Source organism: Pokkaliibacter sp. MBI-7, from assembly GCF_029846635.1.
Taxonomy (GTDB): Bacteria; Pseudomonadota; Gammaproteobacteria; order Pseudomonadales; family Balneatricaceae; genus Pokkaliibacter.
On record NZ_JARVTG010000002.1, the window covers coordinates 2,156,410 to 2,178,785 of the forward strand.

The window sequence follows — 22,376 nt, forward strand, 5'->3', positions numbered from 1 at the left end:
GGATGATGGCAAGTAAATGGATTGCGGTGCTGGGGATGGTTGCTGTTGCAGGTATGACAGGCTGCTCGACCTCCAAAGACAAGATGTTTCCCACTAATGGGGCAACCATGCTGGATATCTACCATGGTCAGGGGATTGATACCGCAGGGCTGGGCGGGATGGGCGGTACCAGTACGAACCAACGTCAGTTGATGGATGCCCGCGCGTCACTTCGTCGCCCGCTGGGTGACGGTATCTATGATCAGCAGGCGTTGGCCACGGCAGGCAAGCCCACCGCCGAGGTGATGGTGGCCAGGCAGGCATGGGGCAATCGGGTGGCTGAGGTGAACGGGGATTACACCCGCACGGCGGCCAATGAGATCGTCAGCCAGTTCCCGCGCCTGCCCAACCCGGATCTGGTGGTGTATGTGTTTCCGCACCTGGCCGGTAATGAGCCGGCACCGATTCCGGGTTACTCCACGGTGATCCCGTTCTATTCGCGGATCCAGTACGCGATGCCCGGCGAACGCCTGGGCGACTACTGATAGCGAGGAAGCAATGATGGGAGTCATGGAGAAGTTGCGGAGCGCCTTTGCTCTGCAGGGCGATGGTAAACACGTTGTGTCCCTGGCAGACGGGTCCACGCATGAGCGTATTTCGCGCTCAAACATGACCATCGCAGACGAGCAGGCGTTTATGAATAAGGGGCAGGAATTCAGCTCCTTTGTCGACCTGCTGCCCTGGGTGGATTACAACCATAAGCATCAGGTGTTTGAGCTGGAGGACGGGAGCTCGGTAGGCGTGGTGTTTGAGCTTAAGCCCGTGATTACCGAAGGGCGTGACGATGCATTTATCGAAAACGTCCGTTTTCAGGTGCAACAGGTACTGCAGTCATCCTTCGATGAATATGACACGGAGCCTTGGGTAGTGCAGCTTTACTGCCAGGATGAAACCAGCTTTAGCTCGTACCTGGAACATCTCGATGCCTATATCGATCCCATGATCGCGGATACCGAGTTTACTCAGGCCTATCTGAAGCAGATGGAAGGCCATTTGCGGGGGATCAGTAAGCCCGGCGGACTGTTTGAGGACACGGCAGTGACGCGCAACCCCTGGCGTGGCCAGATCCGCCGCACTCGCCTGGTGTTGTACCGACGTTTTGAGGCGAACTTTTCCCTCAAAGGCCACTCGACTGAGGATGAGTTTGAGACGGCGGTGCAGGACATCAATGACACCTGTGCCCGTCTGGTGGCAAACCTGGAGTCCATCGGGATCGATGTCCAGCGCTGTGATGGCCGCAGTGTGTTTCAGTGGCTACTGCCCTGGTTTAACCCCTGCCCCACGCTGACGCAGGGTGATACGGAAGCGCTCGGCCGGCTTGCACACTATGTCGATGAGGAGCCCCCTGAGGGGCGAAGTCCGCTGCTGGACGATTTCTCCGAGTGCCTGATGTATTCCCACCCGGCATCGGATGTGAATCGCGGTGTCTGGCTGTTTGATCGTATGCCCCATCGCGTGATCATGATGAATCGATTCAAGCAGGTACCTCGCCCCGGCATCCTGACAGCGGAGTTGCGACGTGGCCGCATGGTCAATTCGCTATTCGACTCCCTCCCGGAGTCCACCATCATGACCATGACGATGGTGATCACGCCACAGGACTCAATCGAAGCCCATATCGATAAAATCCGGGACAGCTCGTCCGGCCATTCCAATGATGCAACAGCGGCACGTAAAGAGTGTGATGTGGCACAGCGTAAGCTGCTGGCCGGTGACAAAATGTGCCGTTTTTCATTGGCCTTCTATGTCCGTGGTCAGGATATGGCCCAGTTAAATGAGCGTACCAACCAGATTATTGCCGTCACGCAGACAGCAGGTATCGAAATGGTGGATCCGCGCCATGAGGTAGCACCGCTCAATAGCTATCTGCGCTGGCTGCCTATGAACTACAAGCCACATGAGGACCGCAAGCACTGGTATGTCAATCTGGCGTACTTTGATCATCTGGCCTCGATTGTGCCCATCTTTGGCCGCGCCGTCGGTACCGGCAATCCCGGTTTTACGGCGTTCAACCGGGGCGGTGGCCCTCTTACCTTTGACATGCTCTCCACCGCTGACCGGGCAAAAAATGCGCACATGCTGTTGCTGGGGCCGACAGGGGCCGGTAAGTCCGCCACCCTGGTGGCCATGCTGACGCAAGTGCTGGCCATCCATCGTCCCCGTGTCTTTTTGATTGAGGCCGGTAACAGCTTTGGGTTGTTTGCGGACTACTGTCAGTCACTGGGGCTCAGCGTCAATAAGGTGTCGCTCAAACCGGGTTCGGGGGTACGTCTGAACCCCTTTGCCGACAGCCATTTGTTGTTCGAGTCAGGACGAAGCTATGACCCGGATGACATCAGCGATGATGAGGCTGACGACAGTGATGATGATGAAGGCGATGCGCAGCGGGATGTGCTGGGTGAAATGGAAGTGGCTGCCCGGCTGATGATTACCGGCGGTGAAGAGGCTGAAATCAAAGAGTACAAGCGGCAGGACCGCTCGGCGGTGCGTCGGGCCATTCAGCAGGCAGCGGAAGAGGCGTACGCCGGGAAACGGCAGATGACCGCACCGGACCTGCAGCGCGCCATGCGTGCCATGGCCCGTGATCCGGATCAGTCTGAGACCCGCCGCTTACGTATCGAGGGCATGGCGGATGCGCTCGATCTCATGTGTGCACCGGGCTCGTTTGAGGAAGAGATGTTCGCCAAAGAAGGTACCCCCTGGCCAGAAGTGGACGTCACTGTGGTGGATCTGGCCACGTTATCGCGTGAGGGTTACGAGGGGCAGTTATCCCTCGCACTGATCTCACTGTTTAACCACATCAACAACATTGCCGAGCGTGACCAGTTCTCAGGGCGGCAGATCGTGGTGCCTATCGATGAGGCGCACATTGTGACGGTCAACTCGCTACTGGCTCCCTATGTGGCCAAGATCGGCAAGATGTGGCGAAAGCTGGGGGCCTGGTTGTGGCTGGCCACCCAGAACATGGACGACTTCCCGGACTTTGCCAAGAAGCTACTGGGGCTTTGTGAGTGGTGGATCCTGCTGGTGATGGAGCCTGCCGAAGTAGAGCAGGTGGCGCGCTTCAAGACACTGAGTGCCGATCAAAAACACCTGGTGTTGTCCGCCCAGAAGGAAAAGCACAAGTACACCGAAGGGGTGGTGCTCAGCAAGAATCTGCAGATGCTGTTCCGCTCAGTCCCGCCCAGTTTGTATCTGGCGTTGGGGATGACGGAGAAGGAGGAAAAGAAAGCCCGTAAGGGGTTGATGGATGAGCACGGTGTCTCTGAGCTGGAGGCGGCCCTGATGATCGCTCAGAAGCTGGACAAGGCGCGGGGATTGGGAGTCAGCAGTTCTGCCGGCATTAGCAGCGAGCTCTGCCAGCATCTGAATCCAGACGGGATCTATTCGCCGAAGAAGCCGGCATGGTACCCCCACCCGTACTGAAGGTGCGCAGCTGTATCGGCAGGCGTGTCAGTCACTCCGTAGCAGGGCTGGCTGGAGCAGTTTACACCCAGCCTGACTGCGGCAGTCGGTAGGCTGACAGAGCATCGTGAGGGGCAGGATAACGTGGAGGGGACAGCAAAGGGTGACGGTGTGTGAGCACGTCACCCTTTGTTATTGGTGGTCAGGGGGTGGGCGGCGCCAGTGAGGCCAGGCCAGCCTGGCGCCACTGTGGTACCGGCCAGTGATACTGGTTCTGCACTTCGATCCACCAGGACTCGGGTAGCGGTGGCAGGATGCCACGGGCCTCTGCGATAGCCACACAACCCATGATGGTGGTCAGGGGCATGGAAAAGGCGTGGTAGTTATCGCGCATGGCAAACAGCAGGGGGTCGTCGCAGCACTGGCTGGGCGGTGAGGACGGTGCCAGGGGCGGATCTGCCAGGGTGGCGGGATTGCGTTGGGCCTGGTCCAGTTCGGACATGGTGGTCTCCTCGGGGATGGGGGTGGATGTGGGCAGTGTGGGCAAACAGGCGGGGCTGTGCGATGGGAAACTCTCGCTATGGCACAGAGGGTTACATGACCCTGTAATGAACCGGAACTGGTGGACGTTCTTGTTTACTTAATTAGCAATCGTTTCGATGACTGGTGTAGTCCAGTTGAGTCAGTGCTTTCTTCACGATGTCCAAGGAGGGTCATGGTGTCTTTGTCTTCTGCTTTCGTCTTTCCTTCTGCCGCTGTTCAGGCTGGTGATCCCTCTCCTTCTCTGTCTGCCTGGATGCGTTCGGCGCTGTCGCTGGACGGTGCCGGGTCAATGTCGTCTGCAGCGTCACCGGAGGGGGCGGGGATTCTGCGTCTCTCCCCTACTCTCAGTCAGCTAACACAATGGCTGCGTCAGGCTCAGCAACGGCTGATCCGGCACCGTGCAGCACTGGAACCTGGGGTGCCGGAGGTGTTGTATGTGGCCACGTCGCTGGATGCAGAAACGCTGGGGACCGGCTTTGCATTGATGGGAGACTGTGAGATGGCCCGCTGTTACTGGCAACGGGCCTGTCAGTATGGTTTACAGCCGCTGCGCATGGCTCAGGAAAGGCCGGATGATGACCCGGTGCTCATACAGGGGACGACGGCCTGTGATGTCCTTCGTCTGGTGGTATGTGCGCTGGCTGCGGGTGATCGTGATCTGCAGGAGGAGATCCTGCAGCAGTACCCGACCTGTCCCCTTCGCCTCACGCGCCAGGTACCGGTGCTGGATGGTATGGCTGACAGTATTCTGCAGGCCATGGCTGCCTGTTTGGCGGGCTATGCGGACATAGCCCGGCAGGTACTGCAGCTGGGCATGGGGCAACTGCCGGAGGATCCTGCCCTGTCCGGCTGTTATCAGGGGCTGGTGAACATGGCCTGGGCGCTGCTGGGGATACTGAACCAGGATCAGGACACCTTTAATGCCGGTCTGATGGGACAGTTGGCTGTGCATTATCAATGGGCGCTGTGCAGTGGCCGGGATGAGGAGGAAGCCTATATCTGTCTGTCGGCACTGGCCATGGTCAATCTGGGGTTGCAGTGCGGCCTTGAGCAGCAGGTATTTGATCTGTTGATTCCGCAGGGATTGATCTGTCAGACCGGGTGAGTTGCCCCGGTGGTGACGCTCAACACTGCTGGCACAGTTGTTCTTTGGGCAGTAGCTCCAGTTCGGTAATACGCAGGTAGGTTCTGATCAGTTGAGCTATGGCCACCCCGTGCAGCACTAAGGCGATACTGCCTTCATTCAAGAAGCTGGTGAGGTTAACGCCGTCTGTATCGCAGAGCACGCCTCTGGCCAGTATCACCAGGGCTAATAGCAACCATCCGCTGGCCCAGTAAATTCCCCGTGAAAGCGTTGTCTGCTTCAGTACCTCCAGGCAGTCCTGGTAGGTGGTGTAGTCCTGTGCGTCCTGTTGCAGTGGGCTGGCAGGGTGTGCGGTGTTCGGTGACATGGGTCCGTCCGGTGGTGAATGTGTAACATATGTAACGGCTGAGTATCATATTGTTGCAGTGCAGTTCCCACCACCCTCTCACCCTCTTCCCCTTTGGTCGCAGGGGTGATGATGGCCACGGCGCGTGTAAACCCTCTTCGGGGCGGTGAGGGTTGTTTGCTGTGGCAGCGTATGGGCTTTGGCAGGATGGCGGCATACCGTCTGTGACAGGGTGAAGGAGAACAAGGCATGACCTCGATGAGGGAGACAGCGGAAGCGCCGGTGGTGGCTGCGGTGGCCGCGATTGAGTATGCGTTGCAGCTGGGGTCAGGGGATGACGGACTGGTGTTTCTGCGCTGCTGGTCGGAGGGAGAGTTTGATGTCATCCGGGCCGAGTGGCCAGAGGCGCCCGAAGAAGTGTTTGGTGCTGATCCGCTGTACAAGGCTGGCTGAATCAGTGGCAGGCCAGCCTGGCTGTGGCAGTTCGTGATAGTAGAAGGGCTGAGGCAGTTTTTGTGTGGAAATGACTGGAAGCGGTTCTGAGAGGCTGAAGCAGTCAGTCGATGGTTGAGTCGAGGCAGAAGGTGCGGGCCAGGCGACTCAGGTATTGCCTGTTGCGGTGGGCGTAGCACTCGGGGCGCCGGATGGCGATATGGCGCGGTGCCTCTATGCCGATCCATACCTGCTGCTGCGACTCGGTGTCTTTGACATCGTAGACAAGCAGGATGATCTGGTGGCCATCGGGTTGGGTGAGGACGATGCGCTCACCGCGATTCCGGTTAAGGATCAGGTGGCCATGCCATTGGGCTTTGAGCAGGGTCTGCTGAAAGTACGGGCGCTGCTTGATGGCGATCAGGTAGCGGATAAGGCCGAAGGCCATCCGGGCAGTAGGGGCATGAAAAGCGTGGGACATCGGTTCCATCCTGGAGTCAGTAGATTGCCAGCCTGCCACCTGCTGTTTCGCCTGTTTCCAGTAGGTGGCAGGCTGGCTTGGGTATTGTTGAAAGGTTGCCCTGCCCTGTCAATGCGGTGGAGGGCATGTTGAAACGGTCTGGAATGAATCCGGGCCATGAACCGAATAAGGAGAGAACTGTGAACAAGCGCCCCGGTGGACCCGGTGTGGTGGTGCCGTTGTTTGGTGAGCGCACGTCGCCACCTGCTGCTGGTGCGGTCAATTCCATCAACAGGCCAGTGCCGGATTATCGGCATGAGTATCCTTGTTCGGTACTTGATGTGGCAGCGGGTGTGGTGCATGTCACCGTGCTGGCCACGTCGGAAACAGTGGCGCTTGAGGAGGCCTATCAGGCGGCCAAGCGACGTGGCTGCCGCAACATTATCGATATGGCCATAGGGCACATGACCGAGCAGGAAATGGCCAACCGGCCTCAGTAACTCGGTCTCAGTACAGCGTCAGTAGTAAGGTACAGGGGGATGTCAGTGGCAAGCACTGACAGCGACAGTCGGCTGTGGCAGGTCAACTGGTGTATTCAATGACAATCAATAAGGAGTGCAGCGTGGGGATAACCGCCAGGGTAAAGGCAGGTGTGGGTGTGATGGTATTGGCATCGGTGGGGTTGTTAGCCGGCTGCGATCTGTATACCAAGGACGGCAGCTGCGTTACTTGTTCAATCAAGGATCCGTTTGGGATTGTGTCCGTCAGCTCAGGGACCACCACGGATAACAGTGGTCCGCGCAGCATCGGCCTGGGCGCCCCGAACAACGCTCCCTATTCCGAAGGGCGCCATGTCGTGAGTATGGCCGTGAATCAGGATGTGGATCTGGTGTTTATTCGGATGAAACGGGAGTTTGGTTTTCAGTCCCCGGAAGAGCTGAGAGCTGCCCGTGGCGACCTGGCTTCCCGCATGAGAATGCAGGACGCTGGATGGCGTTATGAGGCCACACCGGGTGTGACCTATCACATGCGCAGTGATGCGACCGTGAGCGGTCAGGATATTGTGCTGGATATGGTGATCGACAAGCTGGGCTCAGGCAAAGCGGCCCTGACCATGACGTATCGTAATCCTGCCGGTGCCAATGTCAGTCAGCTGGAGTCGGCACTGAAAGCCCGTGTCAAAAAGGCGCTGGGCTAAGTGTAAAGGCCTGGATCCCTGATCGGCCTATCTGATCTCACTGCCAGGTTGATCCTGGCAGTGTTGTTTTGGGCACGCAAACGGTAAGGCGGCTGTCCCTTGTGCCAGTTCAATGACGCCCACTGGGGTGGTATCTATATCGATTCAGGCGCATTGTGTTCAATGATCACTTTCTGGCCATAACAAAAACAATCGAGAAGGAGTTCGCTATGCCATCGGCTATTGCTCAACCACTATCCGTGTCCCTCGATATGGATGACCTGACGACTGATGCCGCTGAACCCAACCCCACCGATGTCGTCATGGACCTGTACCGTGAGTGTGAGGGAGCACTGTCGGTGCTGAGAGACCGTGCACTGACGCTCCAGCGTATCTATGACGGTGAAATGCTACTGAGTGATGAGGTGATGCAGAGCGCGCGGGAGGCCTGCATGGTCATTCGACAGATGGAGGCCAAGGCCCGACGCAAGGCGGTGGCCATCGCCGGTCAGGTGCGGGAGGGGGCCTGTGAAGATGATAAGCGCTGGATGGCATACCAGATGGCGGTGCTGAAGGAGGCCAACCAGCTGACCACCGAGGTACAAAAACAGATGAAAGAGATTCTGTACTGGGCCGAGCCGGTACTGATCGATTCCCAACCGTGATCCTGGATCACCCGTTACAAGGACGTCCCCCGTTATGCAGCACGATATGAAGCGCGCCAGTCTGTTCGTCATGGTACCGATGATGTTACTGGCATGGATCAGTGCAGACAGTTATGTCGATTACCGTCGGGGTCAGGAGGTGGCCGAGTTCTACGGCGAAGGCCACTACAGCCTGCTGATAGCACCGATTCCGGTAGGCAATATGATGGGGGTGAAGGTCGTCCCGGATCTGGAGGGGCGCTGTGAGCCCCATCCTCCGGTGGATATGATCCCCTTCAAGCAGGAAGGGGATTCAGTGACCGTGCTCTGTGGACAGTGGCCACACTCACACCAGCTGCAGCTGGGATATGTGCCGAAGGAGTTGATCCTGCATGGTCTGTAGAGGGGACGGCCTTTTACGGTAAGCTGTGCCCTGGACGAACCCTGACACGAAACCGATGGACCTCATGATGACTACCCCGCCTTCCCGCCCGAAGTTGAGTCTGAAGCGTAAAGTGGCTGCAGACACGGTGGAGGCTCCCTCCACACCCGCTGTGGCCATACCGAGTACAAATGAACAGCCCCCTGTCAGTACGCCTTTAGCCAGTCCACCCGCAGCGGCGCCGGTGACACCTCCTCCTGCCAGTCAGCCCAAAAAACCGAAAACCTATGCTCAGGCCAGCCTGGAGATCGTGCGTACACACTTCCCCGACTGCCTGCCGGAGCCAGCTCAACCCTTGGGGATCGGTGTGGGTGAGCAGATCCGGACCATCGTGGTGACTGAGGCGATGGGGGTGTCACTGAAACGGGTGCGGGCTGCGCTCAAGGCCTACACCAGCCGCCGGCACTATCTGATCGCGGTCTGGAAAGGAGCACGTCGTATCGGGCTGGACGGTCAGCCGCTGGAGGGAGCTGCTGGCGACATCTCCGAGGAAGCGCGGCAACTGGCTGCAGCCAGGCTGGTGATCCATTTCGGCTACGATGTCACCACGCGACGCGCCATTGCGCCTGACCAGCTGCCCGGGCGCGTAGCCACAGCGGAAGCCACACTGAAGCACATCAAAGGCGGTGAGGACAACGGGGAGCCGGACGAGGGTGATCAGGCCACGGCACCTGTTGCTGTCACGGAAACCGAATAACGCTTTAGCACACTTAATAGCCGTTATCGGCGGCGGAGTGTGCACACCATGATACGGATGATCAGAATGAAAGCAGGACGCATGATCAGGCAGGCCTACTGGGCAGGTCTGCGCGGTATTGGTTGGATGGGGCTGGGGATCGTGCTGGCCGCCACCTTGGGGCTCAATGTACAGGTCGGTGGTTATCTGCTGCTGTTTGGCCTGCTTAACCTGGTAGCGATCCTTGCAGGCATCGTGCTGAAAGACCGCTGGCAGGACTATCAGGCAGCGCGCCATGCTCCCCGTTCGGTGTATCCCTCCTCTGATGCCGGCTATGGGCATCCTCAGCAACTCCATATCAATATGGCCAGCAGTGATGGTCTGCGTGTATGGCAGGTCTACCCTTCTGTACCGCTGATGAAGCCTCACCTGAATATCTTACGTGATGCCGGATGCCTGCTGACGGACAGTGAGGGGCGCATGGTGGACCACTGTATTGAACTGCAGAATACGGCCAGTCAGCGCCGGCAGCAGTTTCGTGTGGTGAGCTGAGTTGAACGATAGCCCGTATTGGTCATAGTAGATGGTAAGGCAGATATGCCTTACCATGTATCTATACCACTTGGAGGGTCATCCCATGGCTACGCTGACAATTACCGCCAAAGGCCAGGTCACTTTTAATAAAGAAGTGCTCCGCCATTTAGGGCTCAAGCCCGGTGACAAAGTTGAGCTGGAGCTGCTCTCTGAAGGGCGGGCCAATATCAAAGCCCTTCCCCCCAAAAATACGTTTGAATCTCTACAAGGCTTTCTCAAAGGCAAAACCAATGGACGCGTTCTCTCTGTAGAAGAAATGAATGACGTCATCAGAGAGGCTTCTGCCGAAGCAGGGGCCACGCCTGCATGAACATTACCGCTGACACCAATGTTCTGGTGCGTCTTTTGACAGAGGATGATCTACATCAGTCAAGGGTGGCCATACAGACACTTAACCAGGCCAGTTCTGTGGTGATTAGCCTGCACTCATTGTGTGAGCTCGTTTGGGTTCTGGGCAGAGGCTATCAGGTTGCGCGCACCGATATTGCGTCAGTCATCCGTCAATTGATGAATACCGCAAACGTCGTGGTCAATAAATCAGCTGTCGAAGCAGGTCTTCAGCTTTTTGACGCAGGGGGAGATTTTGCCGATGGCATCATTGCTTATGATGGGCGGCTTCAAGGTGGTAATACTTTTGTTTCCTTTGACAAGAAAGCAGTCAATCTGCTGAAGCAACTGGGTCATACCACTCAGCGACTTAAATAATACCTTCTTGCTCCTCCCCTCCTTAAAAACACAAAGCCGGGACATCTGACGATGATCCCGGCTTTGCGCTGCTCTCCTGATAAGCAGAGCTCCACTATAGTGAGGCGATGCGCAAGGTTCCACCCTGTCAGTTGAAATGCCGATCATAGTCCATGGCCTGGTGCAGAACACGCACAATAGCAACACCGTATGGGGTCGATTTATAGAAAACGATATGCGATCCCGTATGGTAAGCCTTGAGCCCCGGACGAATGTAATCACGGTTGCGTCCCAAGGCAGGGTTACTGGCAATGACCATCAATCCCTGATGGAGTGTTCTGATATACGCTTCGGCCTGTTGTGCCCCCCATTCCTGCTGGGTGTACTGATAGATGCGAGTCAGATCCTCTTCGGCCTTGGGATATACCTTGAATGTCTTATCCGTCATGGCGATGGCTTTCTCATCTTCTGCAGAAAAGTGTCAACGTCCCATGGCATCGGACTCCCACTGGCTTCACCTTCATCAATAAGGCGCCGCAATTGTTCCAGGTTAGAGGCTGCCGTTTGCTCCTGCAGTAGTCGTAATCCTGCTCTGACCACTTCGCTCTGGGTGTTATAGCTGCCTGTCTGGATCAGCGAGTCAATAAACTCGCCGAGCTCCGGGCTGGGTTGGAAAGTAATAGTGCGAGACATCACGCCGCCTCCTGTAAGAAATATACTTACAATAGGTGGGTGTACGGGGACTGTCCACCACCTGGCGCAGCCTGAGCTAACCCTCTGACACCCAGCAAGAGTTAACTGCGGATTTTTTACCTTTTCTTCTCGAAGCTGTCGGCTGAGTTTCAGTCTTCAAGGGGTCAGGTATGTTTCCCATCCATCTTCGCAAAACAGCAGCATGGGCCGGTGGTGTGCTGGCCATCGTCAGTGCAGCGGTTTGGGCCGCTGCGCCCTCACCATCTGCTCCCCCCTCCATTGAGGTTTTCACCGTCCATGCACAGCCCGTCACGGTGCCGCCGACACTCATGGCACAGACTCGCGTGGCTTATCTGGACGAACCCGCGCGGCTGGAACAGTCGTTTTCCGCGAACCTGCCGCAGCCCCCTGAACAGGCCGCTGCAGTGGTGCAGCAGCGATTAGCAGGCCCTGCCGGCCAGCAATTCCAGCAGCAGCTGCAGGCAGCGTATGCCGGTGTCGTGCGCGCCCATGAACTGAAGGTGCTGAAAGTGCCTGCCGTGGTGGTGGGTGGGCGTTATGTCGTCTATGGCCAGACCGATGTGGCTGCCGCAGTAGCTCAGATCCAGCAGCGCACCGGGGGTGGCCAATGACGGTGCCCGATACCTTGCCCGTGGTGGCCTCTTCCCCCCGCGCCATCCCGGTACCGCTGTCATGGAAAAAGCGGCTGCGCAGCATGGCGATGTCGTTCTGCCTAGTGACCACACCGACTTTTGCCATTACCACTGCCACCATCACCCAGTCAGCCATGGCGCCGGATTGTGTGGAGTACCGGGTAGTCGGTGTCTGTTACTGGCTGTTCTGCACCTGGTGGGGCTGCACAGTGCGGACCTCAGTTAAGGTTAGGCACTACGTGCCGGATCTGGTGGTCTCGGCGTACAACAACCCAGGGGATAACCCCTGGTCTGAGATGTCGTTTGTTGGTGTCCCGCTCCCAGGAGCGGAAGGTGGTGGGGATACCCATGGCCGGCATGCCAATGAACACAGCAAGGTGCGCTTCAAGAGTGCAGATGCCATCGGTCATCCGGGCGGCTATATCGCCTCTAATCTGGCCTCTCAGTCAGGCTATGCCTGTTCAACCAGTGCCACTCCTGTTTACCCCTACTTCGTCTCCACCCTGGATACCCTGGCCTGGCGTTGGGGTGTGCCTGAGTCTGTTTACCCTGAAGCGCTGATCCCCGGACAGCGTGAAGTCGGCCAGACGGGCGATATGTGGGGCAGCGTCTATCCGCGTGCCGGCGCATTGATCCAGACCCACGATTACAAAGCAGGGGCTGTCGTGGCCCAGCGCGTAGGCGATCTGGTCACCCGCTCCGGGCAGATGCACGTCTATACCCCGCTGACGGCCTCCAGTCGCGATGGCTACTGGCCACCCGGCCCGATCACCGAAGGGGATAAGAAAACCCACAAGTGGCAGCAGCTGTCTCCTAAGCTGGAGTACACCTGCGCGATTTTCCCATCTGACACCTACTCCGACCGACTGAGTGAGAACGGCGGCTATGTCTGGTCGCTGTGGCGCCCCTATAGCTGCTGTCAGCGGCGAGGGCAAACCTTCCTGGGTTACACGGATTTCATGTGAGGGAGCAGCAATGAACGTAAGGATAAAGAGGGCTGGTGCAGTGAAGGCAGTAAAAACCGTGACCCTGGCCGTCGGCCTGACGGGTGCAGTGATGGGCAGTGGTTTGGCTGGTGCAGACACCGACTACGGGTTTGATGTGCATGACAAAGTGCTCAATGACTCGGTGTATTACGCCATTGGCGGCGGCAATGTGATTGCAGGCCCAGCAAGCCGGAAGACGCCCAACTCCATTGGCTTGGGGGTCGGCTGGAATGCCAACCTCATGTGCGGCAATTTTGATCTCGGAGCAACGGTACAGAACCAATTGAACGGCGTTACTAACGGCTTCAAGTCGTTGATGAGTAACGTGATTAATGCCGCGACTGGCGCCGTGGCTTCACTGCCGGCCATGATCATTCAGCGCAGCAATCCACAGCTCTATGACCTGCTGCAGAATGGCGTACTGCAAGGCAAACTGTCCTTCGACTCTGCCAAGCTCACCTGCGAGAGCATGGCCTCCGATATGACCGATGTGGTCATGGGGTCTCGATTGGCCCAGCAAGCCAAGGCCGATGCCTACCAGCGGGCAGCAGCCTCCACAACCGATGCCGTACAGGCCAAGGAGCAGGCCGAGAGTAAAGGCGGCGATGAGGGCATTCAGTGGGTAGGCGGTGCCCGTAAAGGTGGTAAGGGCCAGGATCCCATTAAAGTCATCCGTGATACGGCAGTGGCCGGTGCCAACGTATTGACCAACCGTACCGTCACCGACACGGGCACCTTCTCCCATGCGACAGGGAGTGAATCCTGTGCCGGTGGCTCGATGTGTCAGGTCTGGAGCTCTCCTGCCGAACTGGCTGACGACATGGTGAAGGTGCTGGGTGAGAAAACCCTGACCACCTGCACCACCTGCGAACAAGTGGCGGGTAAAGCCGGTACGGGGCTGATTCCGATGGTCGCCGAGGCCCAGGACTCCATTGCCACCACCCTGGCAGGCCTCGCCAGTGGCTCGCTCAAGGTGACCAATGACAACCTGGCCAAAGTGTCCGGGGGCGAACTGTTGCAGGTCTCACGCTCCATCATCGACAGCTTACGGGATGACCCTGAACGCTCCCTGCTGGTACAGCGGTTGTCCGGTGAGTTGGCACTGTCGCGGGTACTGGACAAAGCCATCCTGATGCGCCGTGCCCTCGTCGCCGGTGCCAGTATTCCTGAAGTGCAGAACTCCGATGAGCTACAAACCGCTGTAGATAGCAGCCTGGATCAGCTGGACCGGGAAATCGGCTCCCTCAAACAGGAAATGGAGATCCGCAAAATGCTGGCCGAGAACACCGCACTCACCTCACTGACCCGTACTGCTGACCGTCGTACCAGCAATGAAGGTACCAATGCACGTCCCTTACCTAATACCGCACCCGGTCTGTACCCGAAGGATGAGGAATGATGGATATGAAACTCTGGCATAACCCTCAGATGTTGCAGCTGGCTCAGCGTGGACTGACATTGACCAGGAAGCTGCTGATCGCAGTGGCCATCCTGGTAGCGTGCATTGCCACCCTGCTGGTACTGGCTCGCTTTAGCATGAACCACACCGAACAACTGGAGCACTTTAGTCAGTGGTGGAGCCGGCTCAGCCCCTGGCTGTATCTGTGGCGTATACCGCTGTATGGGGGCTTCTACTGGATGTGGCGTACCAGCCATCACTACATGGCAGAGCGTCATGGCGCGGCCAAGGTGCGCCGTTTTGGCTGGCGTGCCGTCAGCATAATCGCCGCCGTTGAAGTGATCCGCCTGATTCAGATCGTAGGAGGTGCGGCATGATCATGGCCGTGGACTCGCACCTGGAATACTCCATGGTGCTGCTGGGCTGGTATATCAGCGAAAAAATATGGGCCGTGCTCTCTGACTCCGGGGTGTTTGCGATCCCGTTGATGTTTATGGTCTACAGCAACTTTGCAGAAATGCGTCGTCAGGGTGCCGATGAGGGTAACAAGGGCGCACTGGGGCTGAACAACCTTGAGATCGATCTGTATCAGGCGCTCATCGTGATCCTGATTGCACTGCAGCCCTTCATTAACGTTAATCTCAAGGTCGTCTATCCCCCTAACGCAGACAACCTGCATTCGGCACAATGCTCCATGAGTGATCAGGGCAAACCTGCAGGCGGTGAAAATGCCTGGACGACAGGCTTTGCCAGCGTCAACGGTATGACGCCTCAAGTGCCTTTCTGGTGGTGGAGCTGGCATGTCGTGGCCAAGATGATCACCTACCCCGCGATTGCCTCGATCCCCTGTGAGATCAACCTCCGGCAAGTGAAGTACGAACTGAATCAGGAATATATCTCTGGAGGCCTGGCTGCAGAACTGGGTGACTTTGCGCGGGACTGCTTTGCCGTATCCAAGTCACGCCTGACAAACCTGAAGCGTGCGGACTATTACAAGTTCAACGAAGAGCAGCTGCGTGACGTGGACTGGGTTGGCTCGAACTACTTTCTGACTACGCCGGGCTACTACGACACCCATCATGCCAGTCTGCCTAACCCCAACTTTCCGTATGATGCGGCAAGGGACGTGGCCCTGCCCAATACCGGGGCCGGTGGCTATCCCACCTGTAAACAGTGGTGGAGTGATAGCAAAGTCGGTCTGGCCGCGCGCGCGAAAGCGGAGCTGACAGACGATCTGCTGGAACAGCTCTTCGCGATCGGTGTCTCCGATGAAGACTTGCTGCGTACCCTGATGTCCTCCACCACGATGGAGCGGCCAGGGCGTGCCTTCAGAAGCTATGGCTATTCTGAGTCGGAAGGGGGAAGCGTTGTAGGGGCGCCCGTCGCAGCCCTGAAAACCGCCACGGCAGCGGTGGGTATGGGTGTTGCGACTGCCACCGTCATGCCTGCTATGTATCTGGTGCAAACGTCATTGCCCATGGTACAGAGCATGCTGATGATGGCCCTGATCATCTCGATGCCCATCGTCATGGTCATGGGTAGCTATAGCTTTGCCACGCTGATGTCGATCACCCTCGCCTACTGCGCGCTGGTCTTTATGACCTTCTGGTGGGAGCTGGCCCGGTTCGTGGACAACAAACTGGTGGAGATCCTCTACAGCAGCCCCAGTGACGGTTCCCTGTTGGGTTACCTGGCTGATGACTTTGACAACTGGGTCAGTGACTTTGTGACGGTCACCATGTTTCTGGTATGGCCAGCGTTCTTCCTGGCTGCGATGGGTTGGGCTGGATATAAGATGGCATTGATTTCTGATGGTATGGGATCAGGAACTAAGTCGGCAGGGGATGCGGGAAAAGGGGCTGCTCAGTTCTTCCAGCAGATAACTGGAAAAGGAAAATCGAAGGGAGACAAGGGGCAGGCATAAGCAGTTACGAACTACGAACTACGAACTACGAACTACGAACTACGAACTACTATCAGGATGGTACTACTTGGCAGTGCCATTCTGCGTGGTTCTAGTCGATTTTCTGGCTACCACTGTAGTACCCATCACCCTCTGGACCATGACGATAGCCTGTTCTGTGCAGGCTATCATCGCTTTCCTCACTACTGGTGCCCACGGCCATAAATTGAACAAACCCCGCCGTGAGTACCCCCACAGTAATCGCAAACACCCTATAGATCAGTAGCATCAATTGTTTGGCCAGCAGTATCTGGAAACGCCGATCTTTTAGACGTTGCAGAAAGCCGGCCTTGGTGGCTGAGGTGTGGGCGGGCATGGGACTCTCCTTGTACGCCTGTGGTGGGGGTAAGTTGAATACAAAATGTACGGGATGTAAAGTTTCGGCCTTTGCTGATTCCTTTCTTGGGTTTTCGGGGGCTGTATTGAACAACTTTGCAACATTAGTTGATGCTCTGATCACGTCAGAGATGCATGAAGCTCCGCAGCATGAGAAGTTACTGCTTGTATGTGATACTCCTGAATACCTGCTCACTCATGCAGGTTTTCCTGCCTTACCTGTGGCAGTCAAAAGCAGCATTATAAGCAAGATATGCTTTGATCATGGTATCCCCACACGTATGATCCAGCAGCTTCCAACCATTATACAAAACGCTCCAATGGCCCTATTCAAACCTGCCAAGCAGACATTGATCGATAGCGTTGTCGTTGTGACTTTTGAGATAAAAAGCGGCGCTCCTGTCATCATCCCTATCAGGCAAAACCAGCAGGTTGGTCGTAATCAGTATTACAACTTAGTCACGTCAATGTATGGCAAAGAGGGTCCTGATCCAGTCCAGAAATGGGAAGCAGAAGGTCTTCTGATTTGGAAGAGCCAACCATAGGCACACAGGGCAGCTTTATCTTTGAGTGCTTTGACCAAATTTGACCACAAAACAAAACAACGATATATTGTTTGTGTGAAGGTCACTCACACCACGCAATTAGAGCGGAAATGTCATACCTTCCAAGTTTTGAAAAAAGCCCACATAATTGTGGGCTTTTTTCATTATTAGGCTACAGAGTGTGTTTGAGCCTCCCCGCTCTTTAAATCCAGATGAGGCCCGCGTAGCACCCCCCATGGTCAGCCTGTAAAGGGCAAGTAGTGGGAAGGTTAGGCAGCGGCTAGCCCTTCAACATTTGATGTTGTCGTAGTACTTGGAGCTTATAGCTCCACCTTTTTTCATTTATGGGTAGTACACCCTATGTCGTTCAAGCGCTCTCAAGCTCCACCTGATAGATCTTGCCCCATGTTGTGATACTCCAACTGCTTTGCCCTGATCCGCATGATCGACTGCCGGGTAGTCCCAAAATTTCGTGCCACCTGAGCGACAGACACTCCTGCCGCTAAGCGGTCAATGACTTTGACCTGATCTTCGTCACTCAATGCCGGTGGGCGCCCTAGCCTCTTCCCTTCGGCACGCGCTCTTGCCAGACCTGCCTGAGTGCGCTCTATCAGCAAATCTCGCTCAAACTCCGCGACCGCATTCATCACCATCATCGTCATCCGGCCTGCAGGGCTGGTCAGATCCGCACCTCCCAATGCCAGGCAATGAACATGGATACCATCTTCTGCCAGAAGTTCTATGGTGGCCCGAACATCCATGGCATTGCGACCCAGCCTATCCAGCTTGGTCACGATCAATATATCTCCGGGCTCCAGGCGATCCAGCAGTCTGGCAAACTGCGGACGCTCAAGCGCTGCTACACTGCCGCTGATGTGCTCTGTTACGATCCGCCGTTGATTTACAGCAAAGCCCGCCGCAACAACTTCTTGTATCTGGTTATCAGTATGTTGGTCAGCAGTGCTGACACGGGCATAGACGAAAATGCGGGACATACGTGCACCTACATGTACGAAATCAGTGTTCGTATCATACGGCGTGTACAAAATAGGGAAAGGCTAATTTTAGGACAGGGTGTTTGAGAGGGGTCCGAAAACGATCCTTTTTATACACTTATCTTGCTCGCGAGCTAGAGCTGTATTACATCGAGCTATAAATTCTGATTCTGATATTGGAGAGCGCTCTCACCAAACGGTGCCGAAGAAAAATGAAATGACATGCTCAAGAAAGTGAAAGCTCACGCCTAACCATGAATAGCCTCGAAAGAGACGATATGCCTTCTAATTGGATAGCTCGAAATCGACAACCATGATAAAGGTTTCTTTCATCAGCAGGGCTTTGTTGCATAAATAGATGTCAGCATATAAGACCCCTTACCCCAGATGATCTTATGGTATGCGCACCGTCATCGGTGTCCCGAGCCGCGTAAAGCGATTCAATATTGCCGCCCGCACCTGAAGCTCGGCGACCTGCCGGTCAAAGTCCCTTGCCATCACGCGTTCACCCAGTCGCTTGAAACAGTGCATTTTGGTTTCCACCAGACTACGCCGATGATAACCGCTCCACTTCTTCCAGAGCGTCCGGCCCAGCCGGCGGGTACCCCGCAGAATCTCATTCCTGGCAGAAGCCCCCGGGCGATTTTCCTTCCACGGCTTCGCATTCTGGCGGGTGGGTATCACCGCCTCTGCCTCTCGCCGGGCTATCGCCTCATGACAGCCTCGCGTGTCGTAGGCACCATCTCCGCTGACAGACGCTATCTTCTCCTCCACTGGTATCTGACTCAGCAACCCGGGCAGCATCGGCGCGTCCCCCACCGCATTGTCGGTCACTTCAATAGCCCGGATTTCCAGCGTGTGCGCATCGATGCCCAGATGCACCTTGCGCCATTGGCGGCGGTAGTCCGCACCGTGCTTTTTGGTTTTCCATTCCCCTTCGCCCAGCATCTTGATACCGGTGCTGTCGATCAACAGATGCAGTCCGGTCGTGGCTGGGTGGCAAGGAATCACGACCTGCAGCGACTTCTGGCGCCGACAAACGGTGCTGTAGTCGGGGGTTGGCCAATCCAGCCCTGCCAGTTTAAGCAGGCTTTGTACCATGCCCACCGCCTGGCGCAGGGCCAGGTGTAGAGGCATTTAATGGTCAGGCAGAACTGAATGGCGGCATCGCTGAAGGTGGGCGTACGTCCTCGCTTCCCGCACGCAGAACCGTACCAGTTCATGTCACGGTCGAGCCAGATCATCAGCGATCCACGCGCTTTGAGCGCGGCGTTGTAGGACTTCCAATTGATGGTCTTGTACTGAGGTGAGGCCGGTTTATTCATGCCGTCATTCTACAGCATGGGACTCAACATGATTTGTGCAACAAAGCCTTGACGAGGCTTCCCCTGCATTTGACAACGATAGCTTAGGCGGTGGCGGCACTGGCTGGATGAATCAAACCGGCGGCTTTGATGGTCTATCCATTGAGGACCAGGAAGAAGCCCGTCAAGCACACGCAGAATGGCAAGAGCGCGACCCGGAAAATCACACCTTCGACGTTGAGGACTACGTTTCGTATGCCCAAGAACGCCAGCAGGAGCGCAACGAAGAGGTTGCCAGTTTTGTTAAAAAAGGTCGCATGGCCTAACTAAGTAAGGATTACTGATTATGGAGTTTAACTTTCCACCTCAAAACCTTGCAGAGGTATTTGGTTTCTTCGCAGTGATGTTCATTGTGATAGTGGCCTCCTATTTTTTGGGCCAGTGGCTGCACAAAACCGGGCACGGCCCGAAGATGAAAGCCATTGCCGACAAAATGGAGGTATTCCAAAACAAGCTGGCCGGGCGTGCTTATAAGGACATGACGAGATCGGTCGAGCGAATCGACAAAATGAGGTATTGGCCGTTTGGCCGACGCAAGTAGTTAGAAAGCACACGGGCCGGTGATGGGGCTTTGTTGCACAAATCATGTTGAGTCCCATGCTGTAGAATGACGGCATGAATAAACCGGCCTCACCTCAGTACAAGACCATCAATTGGAAGTCCTACAACGCCGCGCTCAAAGCGCGTGGATCGCTGATGATCTGGCTCGACCGTGACATGAACTGGTACGGTTCTGCGTGCGGGAAGCGAGGACGTACGCCCACCTTCAGCGATGCAGCCATTCAGTTCTGCCTGACCATTAAATGCCTCTACAACCTGGCCCTGCGCCAGGCGGTGGGCATGGTACAAAGCCTGCTTAAACTGGCAGGGCTGGATTGGCCAACCCCCGACTACAGCACCGTCTGTCGGCGCCAGAAGTCGCTGCAGGTCGTGATTCCTTGCTGCCCAGCCACGACCGGACTGCATCTGTTGATCGACAGCACCGGTATCAAGATGCTGGGCGAAGGGGAATGGAAAACCAAAAAGCACGGTGCGGACTACCGCCGCCAATGGCGCAAGGTGCATCTGGGCATCGATGCGCACACGCTGGAAATCCGGGCTATTGAGGTGACCGACAATGCGGTGGGGGACGCACCGATGCTGCCCGGGTTGCTGAGTCAGATACCGGTGGAGGAGAAGATAGCGTCTGTCAGTGGAGATGGTGCCTACGACACGCGAGGCTGTCATGAGGCGATAGCCCGGCGAGAGGCAGAGGCGGTGATACCCACCCGCCAGAATGCGAAGCCGTGGAAGGAAAATCGCCCGGGGGCCTCTGCCAGGAATGAGATTCTGCGGGCCACCCGCCGGCTGGGCCGGACGCTCTGGAAGAAGTGGAGCGGTTATCATCGGCGTAGTCTGGTGGAAACCAAAATGCACTGTTTCAAGCGGCTGGGTGAACGCGTGATGGCAAGGGATTTTGACCGGCAGGTCGCCGAGCTTCAGGTGCGGGCGGCAATATTGAATCGCTTTACGCGGCTCGGGACACCGATGACGGTGCGCATACCATAAGATCATCTGGGGTAAGGGGTCTTATATGCTGACATCTATTTATGCAACAAAGCCCGGTGATGGTGTACCGGCCCGCGTTTTCACATACATCAAACCGATTATGGTGAAGCTGTAACTTGTTTCTGGGACATATCTGTTTCAGTGATTTTGCTAAATTAGTAAGTCATGAATAACTTATAGTATGGAAAAGTCAGTTAACCCAGAACCCGATGTTGATTACAAAGGTCGATTTTGCTGCATGAATTGATGGTACCTAGAGACTTGATAGTTTCATTAAAATAAGCCCCATAATAATCAGTACGGCTGCGATAACTCTCAAAACGTTAACAGGTTCAGCTAGCCACAAAACTCCAACAAGGAATGCACCGACAGAACCAATCCCTGTCCAAATTGTATACGCCGTTCCAAGAGGTATAGAGCGCATAGCAATCGCTAGTAACCAAAAACTTGCCATCATTGCAAAAATAGTTATGAGCGATGGAATAAGTCGAGTGAAACCGTAAGATTGCTTCATTGTGTAAGCCAGACAATTTCAAGTAATCCAGCAATGAGAAGATAGAACCAAGGCATAGCCCCTCCAAGTAATAACAGGGCTAGGTCGTCCAGCAGATCACTCCCAAAACGGGGGAAGTCGTCTTCCAATACAGGTATGTTAAGAACTACCTAACAATATCACCCGTCAAAATTTTCATTCCAGCAAAACCAAAAAAAGCAGCAAACGTACATTCAAACATGACTTTCGATTTTAGATAGATATTTCTCGCTCTATGGTTAGAGAAAAGAACAGCGTAACCAAGAAAGACACTGGAACTCAACATTCCAACAGACAATATCACTGTCACCAAATCAGAAACCTGCGCAGTTGCAGGAACACCGATGGAGTACAGAGAGGCGAAATACAATATTGGCTTTGGGATTAGTCAGGTGAATAAGTAAACCTTTGAAATAAATATTGGTCAGCGTTGTTGAATGACTTTGAACTAATGTCAATGTAGATTTTTTCCGACGGCAGAACGTAAAGATTTCAACGACAAATAAATCAAATAGCAGCGCCACAATACCGTATGACTTCAAATATCCAAACATTTGAACTGAGCAGTGCCGCCAAACAAACGCCTGCACTACAAGACCAAAACAGCGACCAGTGAGCACGCCACAAGCTAGACCTAAGCCGTAAATTCGACCATGACTCATTGATGCACTAGCAATAGCTAATGTCGCAGGCCCAGGACTCGCTATCGCAGCTAATGCTGCCACTAAGATTAGAGGGTAATTAATAGCATCCATTGCAATCATCCTTAACTGTATCTTTGTGAGTTACAAACCAAAAAAAAACCACCCTAACATCATGATAATTCTAAACTATTA

The 22,376-nt window shown here is 55.5% G+C and carries 30 protein-coding genes and 1 pseudogene; 21 read left to right on the forward strand and 10 right to left on the reverse strand.

Going from position 1 to position 22,376, the window contains the following annotated elements; all coding sequences use genetic code 11:
* The first annotated feature begins 2 nt into the window (after positions 1–2).
* Together QCD60_RS29570 and QCD60_RS29575 are read left to right on the forward strand one after the other, a co-directional pair.
* Positions 3–524, forward strand: coding sequence for a TIGR03751 family conjugal transfer lipoprotein (locus QCD60_RS29570; RefSeq protein ID WP_279791020.1), 522 nt, complete (start codon positions 3–5; stop codon positions 522–524).
* Positions 525–549: 25 nt separating this feature from the next.
* Positions 550–3,465 carry a conjugative transfer ATPase gene (locus QCD60_RS29575; RefSeq protein ID WP_279791022.1) on the forward strand — a complete coding sequence of 972 codons (2,916 nt, stop codon included), beginning with the start codon at positions 550–552 and terminating at the stop codon, positions 3,463–3,465.
* A gap of 181 nt (positions 3,466–3,646) precedes the next feature.
* Here the strand turns inward: QCD60_RS29575 and QCD60_RS29580 are convergent, their stop codons facing one another.
* A complete protein-coding gene (locus tag QCD60_RS29580; RefSeq protein ID WP_279787847.1) occupies positions 3,647–3,946 on the reverse strand; it encodes a hypothetical protein in 300 nt (99 codons plus the stop codon).
* Between the two features lie 213 nt (positions 3,947–4,159).
* Between QCD60_RS29580 and QCD60_RS29585 the strand changes: the two genes are divergently transcribed.
* Positions 4,160–5,092 (forward strand): hypothetical protein, encoded by a 933-nt coding sequence (locus QCD60_RS29585; RefSeq protein ID WP_279791024.1) that lies wholly within the window; start codon positions 4,160–4,162, stop codon positions 5,090–5,092.
* Positions 5,093–5,111: 19 nt separating this feature from the next.
* Here the strand turns inward: QCD60_RS29585 and QCD60_RS29590 are convergent, their stop codons facing one another.
* Positions 5,112–5,438 carry a hypothetical protein gene (locus QCD60_RS29590; RefSeq protein ID WP_279791026.1) on the reverse strand — a complete coding sequence of 109 codons (327 nt, stop codon included), beginning with the start codon at positions 5,436–5,438 and terminating at the stop codon, positions 5,112–5,114.
* 228 nt (positions 5,439–5,666) lie between these two features.
* On the opposite strand from QCD60_RS29590, the gene QCD60_RS29595 reads away from it, so the two are divergent.
* On the forward strand, positions 5,667–5,870 hold the full coding sequence (locus QCD60_RS29595; protein ID WP_279787843.1) for a hypothetical protein: 204 nt from the start codon (positions 5,667–5,669) through the stop codon (positions 5,868–5,870).
* Between the two features lie 103 nt (positions 5,871–5,973).
* On the opposite strand, the gene QCD60_RS29600 is transcribed toward QCD60_RS29595, so the two are convergent.
* Positions 5,974–6,330, reverse strand: coding sequence for a carbon storage regulator (locus QCD60_RS29600; protein ID WP_279787842.1), 357 nt, complete (start codon positions 6,328–6,330; stop codon positions 5,974–5,976).
* A gap of 179 nt (positions 6,331–6,509) precedes the next feature.
* Here QCD60_RS29600 and QCD60_RS29605 point away from each other — a divergent pair, with 179 nt between their 5' ends.
* The 8 genes from QCD60_RS29605 (at position 6,510) to QCD60_RS29640 (ending at position 10,547) form a co-directional block, all read left to right on the forward strand.
* Positions 6,510–6,809: a hypothetical protein gene (locus tag QCD60_RS29605; RefSeq protein ID WP_279791028.1), complete on the forward strand. Its 300-nt coding sequence runs from the start codon at positions 6,510–6,512 to the stop codon at positions 6,807–6,809.
* A gap of 98 nt (positions 6,810–6,907) precedes the next feature.
* The gene (locus tag QCD60_RS29610; RefSeq protein WP_279791030.1) at positions 6,908–7,507 is read left to right on the forward strand and encodes a hypothetical protein; all 600 of its coding nucleotides are present in this window, start codon (positions 6,908–6,910) and stop codon (positions 7,505–7,507) included.
* Between the two features lie 209 nt (positions 7,508–7,716).
* Complete coding sequence (locus QCD60_RS29615; RefSeq protein ID WP_279781148.1) at positions 7,717–8,151, forward strand: hypothetical protein; 435 nt, start codon at positions 7,717–7,719, stop codon at positions 8,149–8,151.
* 34 nt (positions 8,152–8,185) lie between these two features.
* Positions 8,186–8,533 (forward strand): hypothetical protein, encoded by a 348-nt coding sequence (locus tag QCD60_RS29620; RefSeq protein ID WP_279781150.1) that lies wholly within the window; start codon positions 8,186–8,188, stop codon positions 8,531–8,533.
* Between the two features lie 64 nt (positions 8,534–8,597).
* Entirely contained in the window at positions 8,598–9,269 is a 672-nt protein-coding gene (locus QCD60_RS29625; protein WP_279781152.1) for a ProQ/FINO family protein, read from the forward strand.
* A gap of 66 nt (positions 9,270–9,335) precedes the next feature.
* Positions 9,336–9,800 (forward strand): hypothetical protein, encoded by a 465-nt coding sequence (locus QCD60_RS29630; protein WP_279781154.1) that lies wholly within the window; start codon positions 9,336–9,338, stop codon positions 9,798–9,800.
* An 85-nt stretch (positions 9,801–9,885) separates the two neighbouring features.
* Positions 9,886–10,152 carry a transcriptional regulator gene (locus QCD60_RS29635; RefSeq protein ID WP_279781157.1) on the forward strand — a complete coding sequence of 89 codons (267 nt, stop codon included), beginning with the start codon at positions 9,886–9,888 and terminating at the stop codon, positions 10,150–10,152.
* On the forward strand, positions 10,149–10,547 hold the full coding sequence (locus tag QCD60_RS29640; protein WP_279781158.1) for a type II toxin-antitoxin system VapC family toxin: 399 nt from the start codon (positions 10,149–10,151) through the stop codon (positions 10,545–10,547). Before QCD60_RS29635 ends, QCD60_RS29640 begins: the two co-directional genes overlap by 4 nt.
* A 127-nt stretch (positions 10,548–10,674) precedes the next feature.
* Here QCD60_RS29640 and QCD60_RS29645 read toward each other — a convergent pair whose 3' ends face one another.
* Complete coding sequence (locus QCD60_RS29645; protein ID WP_279781160.1) at positions 10,675–10,974, reverse strand: type II toxin-antitoxin system RelE/ParE family toxin; 300 nt, start codon at positions 10,972–10,974, stop codon at positions 10,675–10,677.
* Complete coding sequence (locus QCD60_RS29650) at positions 10,971–11,219, reverse strand: type II toxin-antitoxin system ParD family antitoxin (protein WP_279781162.1); 249 nt, start codon at positions 11,217–11,219, stop codon at positions 10,971–10,973. The genes QCD60_RS29645 and QCD60_RS29650 overlap by 4 nt, the downstream gene beginning before the upstream one ends.
* Positions 11,220–11,389: 170 nt before the next feature.
* On the opposite strand from QCD60_RS29650, the gene QCD60_RS29655 reads away from it, so the two are divergent.
* The 5 genes from QCD60_RS29655 (at position 11,390) to QCD60_RS29675 (ending at position 16,181) form a co-directional block, all read left to right on the forward strand.
* Positions 11,390–11,851 (forward strand): TIGR03757 family integrating conjugative element protein, encoded by a 462-nt coding sequence (locus QCD60_RS29655; protein ID WP_279781164.1) that lies wholly within the window; start codon positions 11,390–11,392, stop codon positions 11,849–11,851.
* An 83-nt stretch (positions 11,852–11,934) separates the two neighbouring features.
* Positions 11,935–12,837, forward strand: coding sequence for a TIGR03756 family integrating conjugative element protein (locus tag QCD60_RS29660; protein ID WP_279787855.1), 903 nt, complete (start codon positions 11,935–11,937; stop codon positions 12,835–12,837).
* A 40-nt stretch (positions 12,838–12,877) separates the two neighbouring features.
* On the forward strand, positions 12,878–14,257 hold the full coding sequence (locus QCD60_RS29665; RefSeq protein WP_279781166.1) for an integrating conjugative element protein: 1,380 nt from the start codon (positions 12,878–12,880) through the stop codon (positions 14,255–14,257).
* 5 nt (positions 14,258–14,262) lie between these two features.
* On the forward strand, positions 14,263–14,634 hold the full coding sequence (locus QCD60_RS29670; RefSeq protein WP_279781168.1) for a hypothetical protein: 372 nt from the start codon (positions 14,263–14,265) through the stop codon (positions 14,632–14,634).
* The gene (locus QCD60_RS29675; RefSeq protein ID WP_279781170.1) at positions 14,631–16,181 is read left to right on the forward strand and encodes a conjugal transfer protein TraG N-terminal domain-containing protein; all 1,551 of its coding nucleotides are present in this window, start codon (positions 14,631–14,633) and stop codon (positions 16,179–16,181) included. The genes QCD60_RS29670 and QCD60_RS29675 overlap by 4 nt, the downstream gene beginning before the upstream one ends.
* A gap of 91 nt (positions 16,182–16,272) precedes the next feature.
* Here QCD60_RS29675 and QCD60_RS29680 read toward each other — a convergent pair whose 3' ends face one another.
* Entirely contained in the window at positions 16,273–16,536 is a 264-nt protein-coding gene (locus QCD60_RS29680; protein WP_279781172.1) for a hypothetical protein, read from the reverse strand.
* On the opposite strand from QCD60_RS29680, the gene QCD60_RS29685 reads away from it, so the two are divergent.
* Positions 16,535–17,101, forward strand: coding sequence for a hypothetical protein (locus QCD60_RS29685; RefSeq protein ID WP_279781174.1), 567 nt, complete (start codon positions 16,535–16,537; stop codon positions 17,099–17,101). The genes QCD60_RS29680 and QCD60_RS29685 overlap by 2 nt on opposite strands.
* 377 nt (positions 17,102–17,478) lie before the next feature.
* Here the strand turns inward: QCD60_RS29685 and QCD60_RS29690 are convergent, their stop codons facing one another.
* Both QCD60_RS29690 and QCD60_RS29695 read right to left on the reverse strand, forming a co-directional pair.
* A complete protein-coding gene (locus tag QCD60_RS29690; RefSeq protein WP_279781177.1) occupies positions 17,479–18,096 on the reverse strand; it encodes a recombinase family protein in 618 nt (205 codons plus the stop codon).
* A gap of 393 nt (positions 18,097–18,489) precedes the next feature.
* Positions 18,490–19,421, reverse strand: a pseudogene (locus QCD60_RS29695) (IS5 family transposase).
* Positions 19,422–19,528: 107 nt separating this feature from the next.
* Between QCD60_RS29695 and QCD60_RS29700 the strand changes: the two are divergent.
* The 3 genes from QCD60_RS29700 to QCD60_RS29710 all read left to right on the forward strand — a co-directional run bounded on the left by QCD60_RS29700 (position 19,529) and on the right by QCD60_RS29710 (position 21,008).
* Positions 19,529–19,726: a conjugal transfer protein TrbL gene (locus QCD60_RS29700; RefSeq protein WP_279787856.1), complete on the forward strand. Its 198-nt coding sequence runs from the start codon at positions 19,529–19,531 to the stop codon at positions 19,724–19,726.
* 20 nt (positions 19,727–19,746) lie between these two features.
* On the forward strand, positions 19,747–20,001 hold the full coding sequence (locus tag QCD60_RS29705; RefSeq protein WP_279781179.1) for a hypothetical protein: 255 nt from the start codon (positions 19,747–19,749) through the stop codon (positions 19,999–20,001).
* Positions 20,002–20,075: 74 nt separating this feature from the next.
* Positions 20,076–21,008: an IS5 family transposase gene (locus QCD60_RS29710; protein WP_279781181.1), complete on the forward strand. Its 933-nt coding sequence runs from the start codon at positions 20,076–20,078 to the stop codon at positions 21,006–21,008.
* A gap of 253 nt (positions 21,009–21,261) precedes the next feature.
* Here the strand turns inward: QCD60_RS29710 and QCD60_RS29715 are convergent, their stop codons facing one another.
* Both QCD60_RS29715 and QCD60_RS29720 read right to left on the reverse strand, forming a co-directional pair.
* Positions 21,262–21,522 carry a multidrug efflux SMR transporter gene (locus QCD60_RS29715; RefSeq protein ID WP_347950294.1) on the reverse strand — a complete coding sequence of 87 codons (261 nt, stop codon included), beginning with the start codon at positions 21,520–21,522 and terminating at the stop codon, positions 21,262–21,264.
* Positions 21,523–21,854: 332 nt separating this feature from the next.
* A complete protein-coding gene (locus QCD60_RS29720) occupies positions 21,855–22,295 on the reverse strand; it encodes a LysE family transporter (protein WP_279791033.1) in 441 nt (146 codons plus the stop codon).
* Positions 22,296–22,376: the final 81 nt, after the last annotated feature.

What these genes read in the sequence shown, in the direction of transcription:
- QCD60_RS29590 (WP_279791026.1), bottom strand. Translation starts at nt 5,438, where the DNA reads ATGTCACCGAACACCGCACACCCTGCCAGCCCACTGCAACAGGACGCA.
- QCD60_RS29690 (WP_279781177.1), bottom strand. Translation starts at nt 18,096, where the DNA reads ATGTCCCGCATTTTCGTCTATGCCCGTGTCAGCACTGCTGACCAACAT.
- QCD60_RS29680 (WP_279781172.1), bottom strand. Translation starts at nt 16,536, where the DNA reads ATGCCCGCCCACACCTCAGCCACCAAGGCCGGCTTTCTGCAACGTCTA.
- QCD60_RS29700 (WP_279787856.1), top strand. Translation starts at nt 19,529, where the DNA reads ATGAATCAAACCGGCGGCTTTGATGGTCTATCCATTGAGGACCAGGAA.
- QCD60_RS29705 (WP_279781179.1), top strand. Translation starts at nt 19,747, where the DNA reads ATGGAGTTTAACTTTCCACCTCAAAACCTTGCAGAGGTATTTGGTTTC.
- QCD60_RS29610 (WP_279791030.1), top strand. Translation starts at nt 6,908, where the DNA reads ATGACAATCAATAAGGAGTGCAGCGTGGGGATAACCGCCAGGGTAAAG.
- QCD60_RS29585 (WP_279791024.1), top strand. Translation starts at nt 4,160, where the DNA reads ATGGTGTCTTTGTCTTCTGCTTTCGTCTTTCCTTCTGCCGCTGTTCAG.
- QCD60_RS29660 (WP_279787855.1), top strand. Translation starts at nt 11,935, where the DNA reads ATGGCGATGTCGTTCTGCCTAGTGACCACACCGACTTTTGCCATTACC.
- QCD60_RS29580 (WP_279787847.1), bottom strand. Translation starts at nt 3,946, where the DNA reads ATGTCCGAACTGGACCAGGCCCAACGCAATCCCGCCACCCTGGCAGAT.
- QCD60_RS29630 (WP_279781154.1), top strand. Translation starts at nt 9,336, where the DNA reads ATGAAAGCAGGACGCATGATCAGGCAGGCCTACTGGGCAGGTCTGCGC.
- QCD60_RS29710 (WP_279781181.1), top strand. Translation starts at nt 20,076, where the DNA reads ATGAATAAACCGGCCTCACCTCAGTACAAGACCATCAATTGGAAGTCC.
- QCD60_RS29595 (WP_279787843.1), top strand. Translation starts at nt 5,667, where the DNA reads ATGACCTCGATGAGGGAGACAGCGGAAGCGCCGGTGGTGGCTGCGGTG.
- QCD60_RS29670 (WP_279781168.1), top strand. Translation starts at nt 14,263, where the DNA reads ATGAAACTCTGGCATAACCCTCAGATGTTGCAGCTGGCTCAGCGTGGA.
- QCD60_RS29570 (WP_279791020.1), top strand. Translation starts at nt 3, where the DNA reads ATGATGGCAAGTAAATGGATTGCGGTGCTGGGGATGGTTGCTGTTGCA.
- QCD60_RS29655 (WP_279781164.1), top strand. Translation starts at nt 11,390, where the DNA reads ATGTTTCCCATCCATCTTCGCAAAACAGCAGCATGGGCCGGTGGTGTG.
- QCD60_RS29575 (WP_279791022.1), top strand. Translation starts at nt 550, where the DNA reads ATGGAGAAGTTGCGGAGCGCCTTTGCTCTGCAGGGCGATGGTAAACAC.
- QCD60_RS29650 (WP_279781162.1), bottom strand. Translation starts at nt 11,219, where the DNA reads ATGTCTCGCACTATTACTTTCCAACCCAGCCCGGAGCTCGGCGAGTTT.
- QCD60_RS29675 (WP_279781170.1), top strand. Translation starts at nt 14,631, where the DNA reads ATGATCATGGCCGTGGACTCGCACCTGGAATACTCCATGGTGCTGCTG.
- QCD60_RS29640 (WP_279781158.1), top strand. Translation starts at nt 10,149, where the DNA reads ATGAACATTACCGCTGACACCAATGTTCTGGTGCGTCTTTTGACAGAG.
- QCD60_RS29685 (WP_279781174.1), top strand. Translation starts at nt 16,535, where the DNA reads ATGGGACTCTCCTTGTACGCCTGTGGTGGGGGTAAGTTGAATACAAAA.
- QCD60_RS29715 (WP_347950294.1), bottom strand. Translation starts at nt 21,522, where the DNA reads ATGAAGCAATCTTACGGTTTCACTCGACTTATTCCATCGCTCATAACT.
- QCD60_RS29625 (WP_279781152.1), top strand. Translation starts at nt 8,598, where the DNA reads ATGATGACTACCCCGCCTTCCCGCCCGAAGTTGAGTCTGAAGCGTAAA.
- QCD60_RS29620 (WP_279781150.1), top strand. Translation starts at nt 8,186, where the DNA reads ATGCAGCACGATATGAAGCGCGCCAGTCTGTTCGTCATGGTACCGATG.
- QCD60_RS29600 (WP_279787842.1), bottom strand. Translation starts at nt 6,330, where the DNA reads ATGTCCCACGCTTTTCATGCCCCTACTGCCCGGATGGCCTTCGGCCTT.
- QCD60_RS29635 (WP_279781157.1), top strand. Translation starts at nt 9,886, where the DNA reads ATGGCTACGCTGACAATTACCGCCAAAGGCCAGGTCACTTTTAATAAA.
- QCD60_RS29615 (WP_279781148.1), top strand. Translation starts at nt 7,717, where the DNA reads ATGCCATCGGCTATTGCTCAACCACTATCCGTGTCCCTCGATATGGAT.
- QCD60_RS29720 (WP_279791033.1), bottom strand. Translation starts at nt 22,295, where the DNA reads ATGGATGCTATTAATTACCCTCTAATCTTAGTGGCAGCATTAGCTGCG.
- QCD60_RS29645 (WP_279781160.1), bottom strand. Translation starts at nt 10,974, where the DNA reads ATGACGGATAAGACATTCAAGGTATATCCCAAGGCCGAAGAGGATCTG.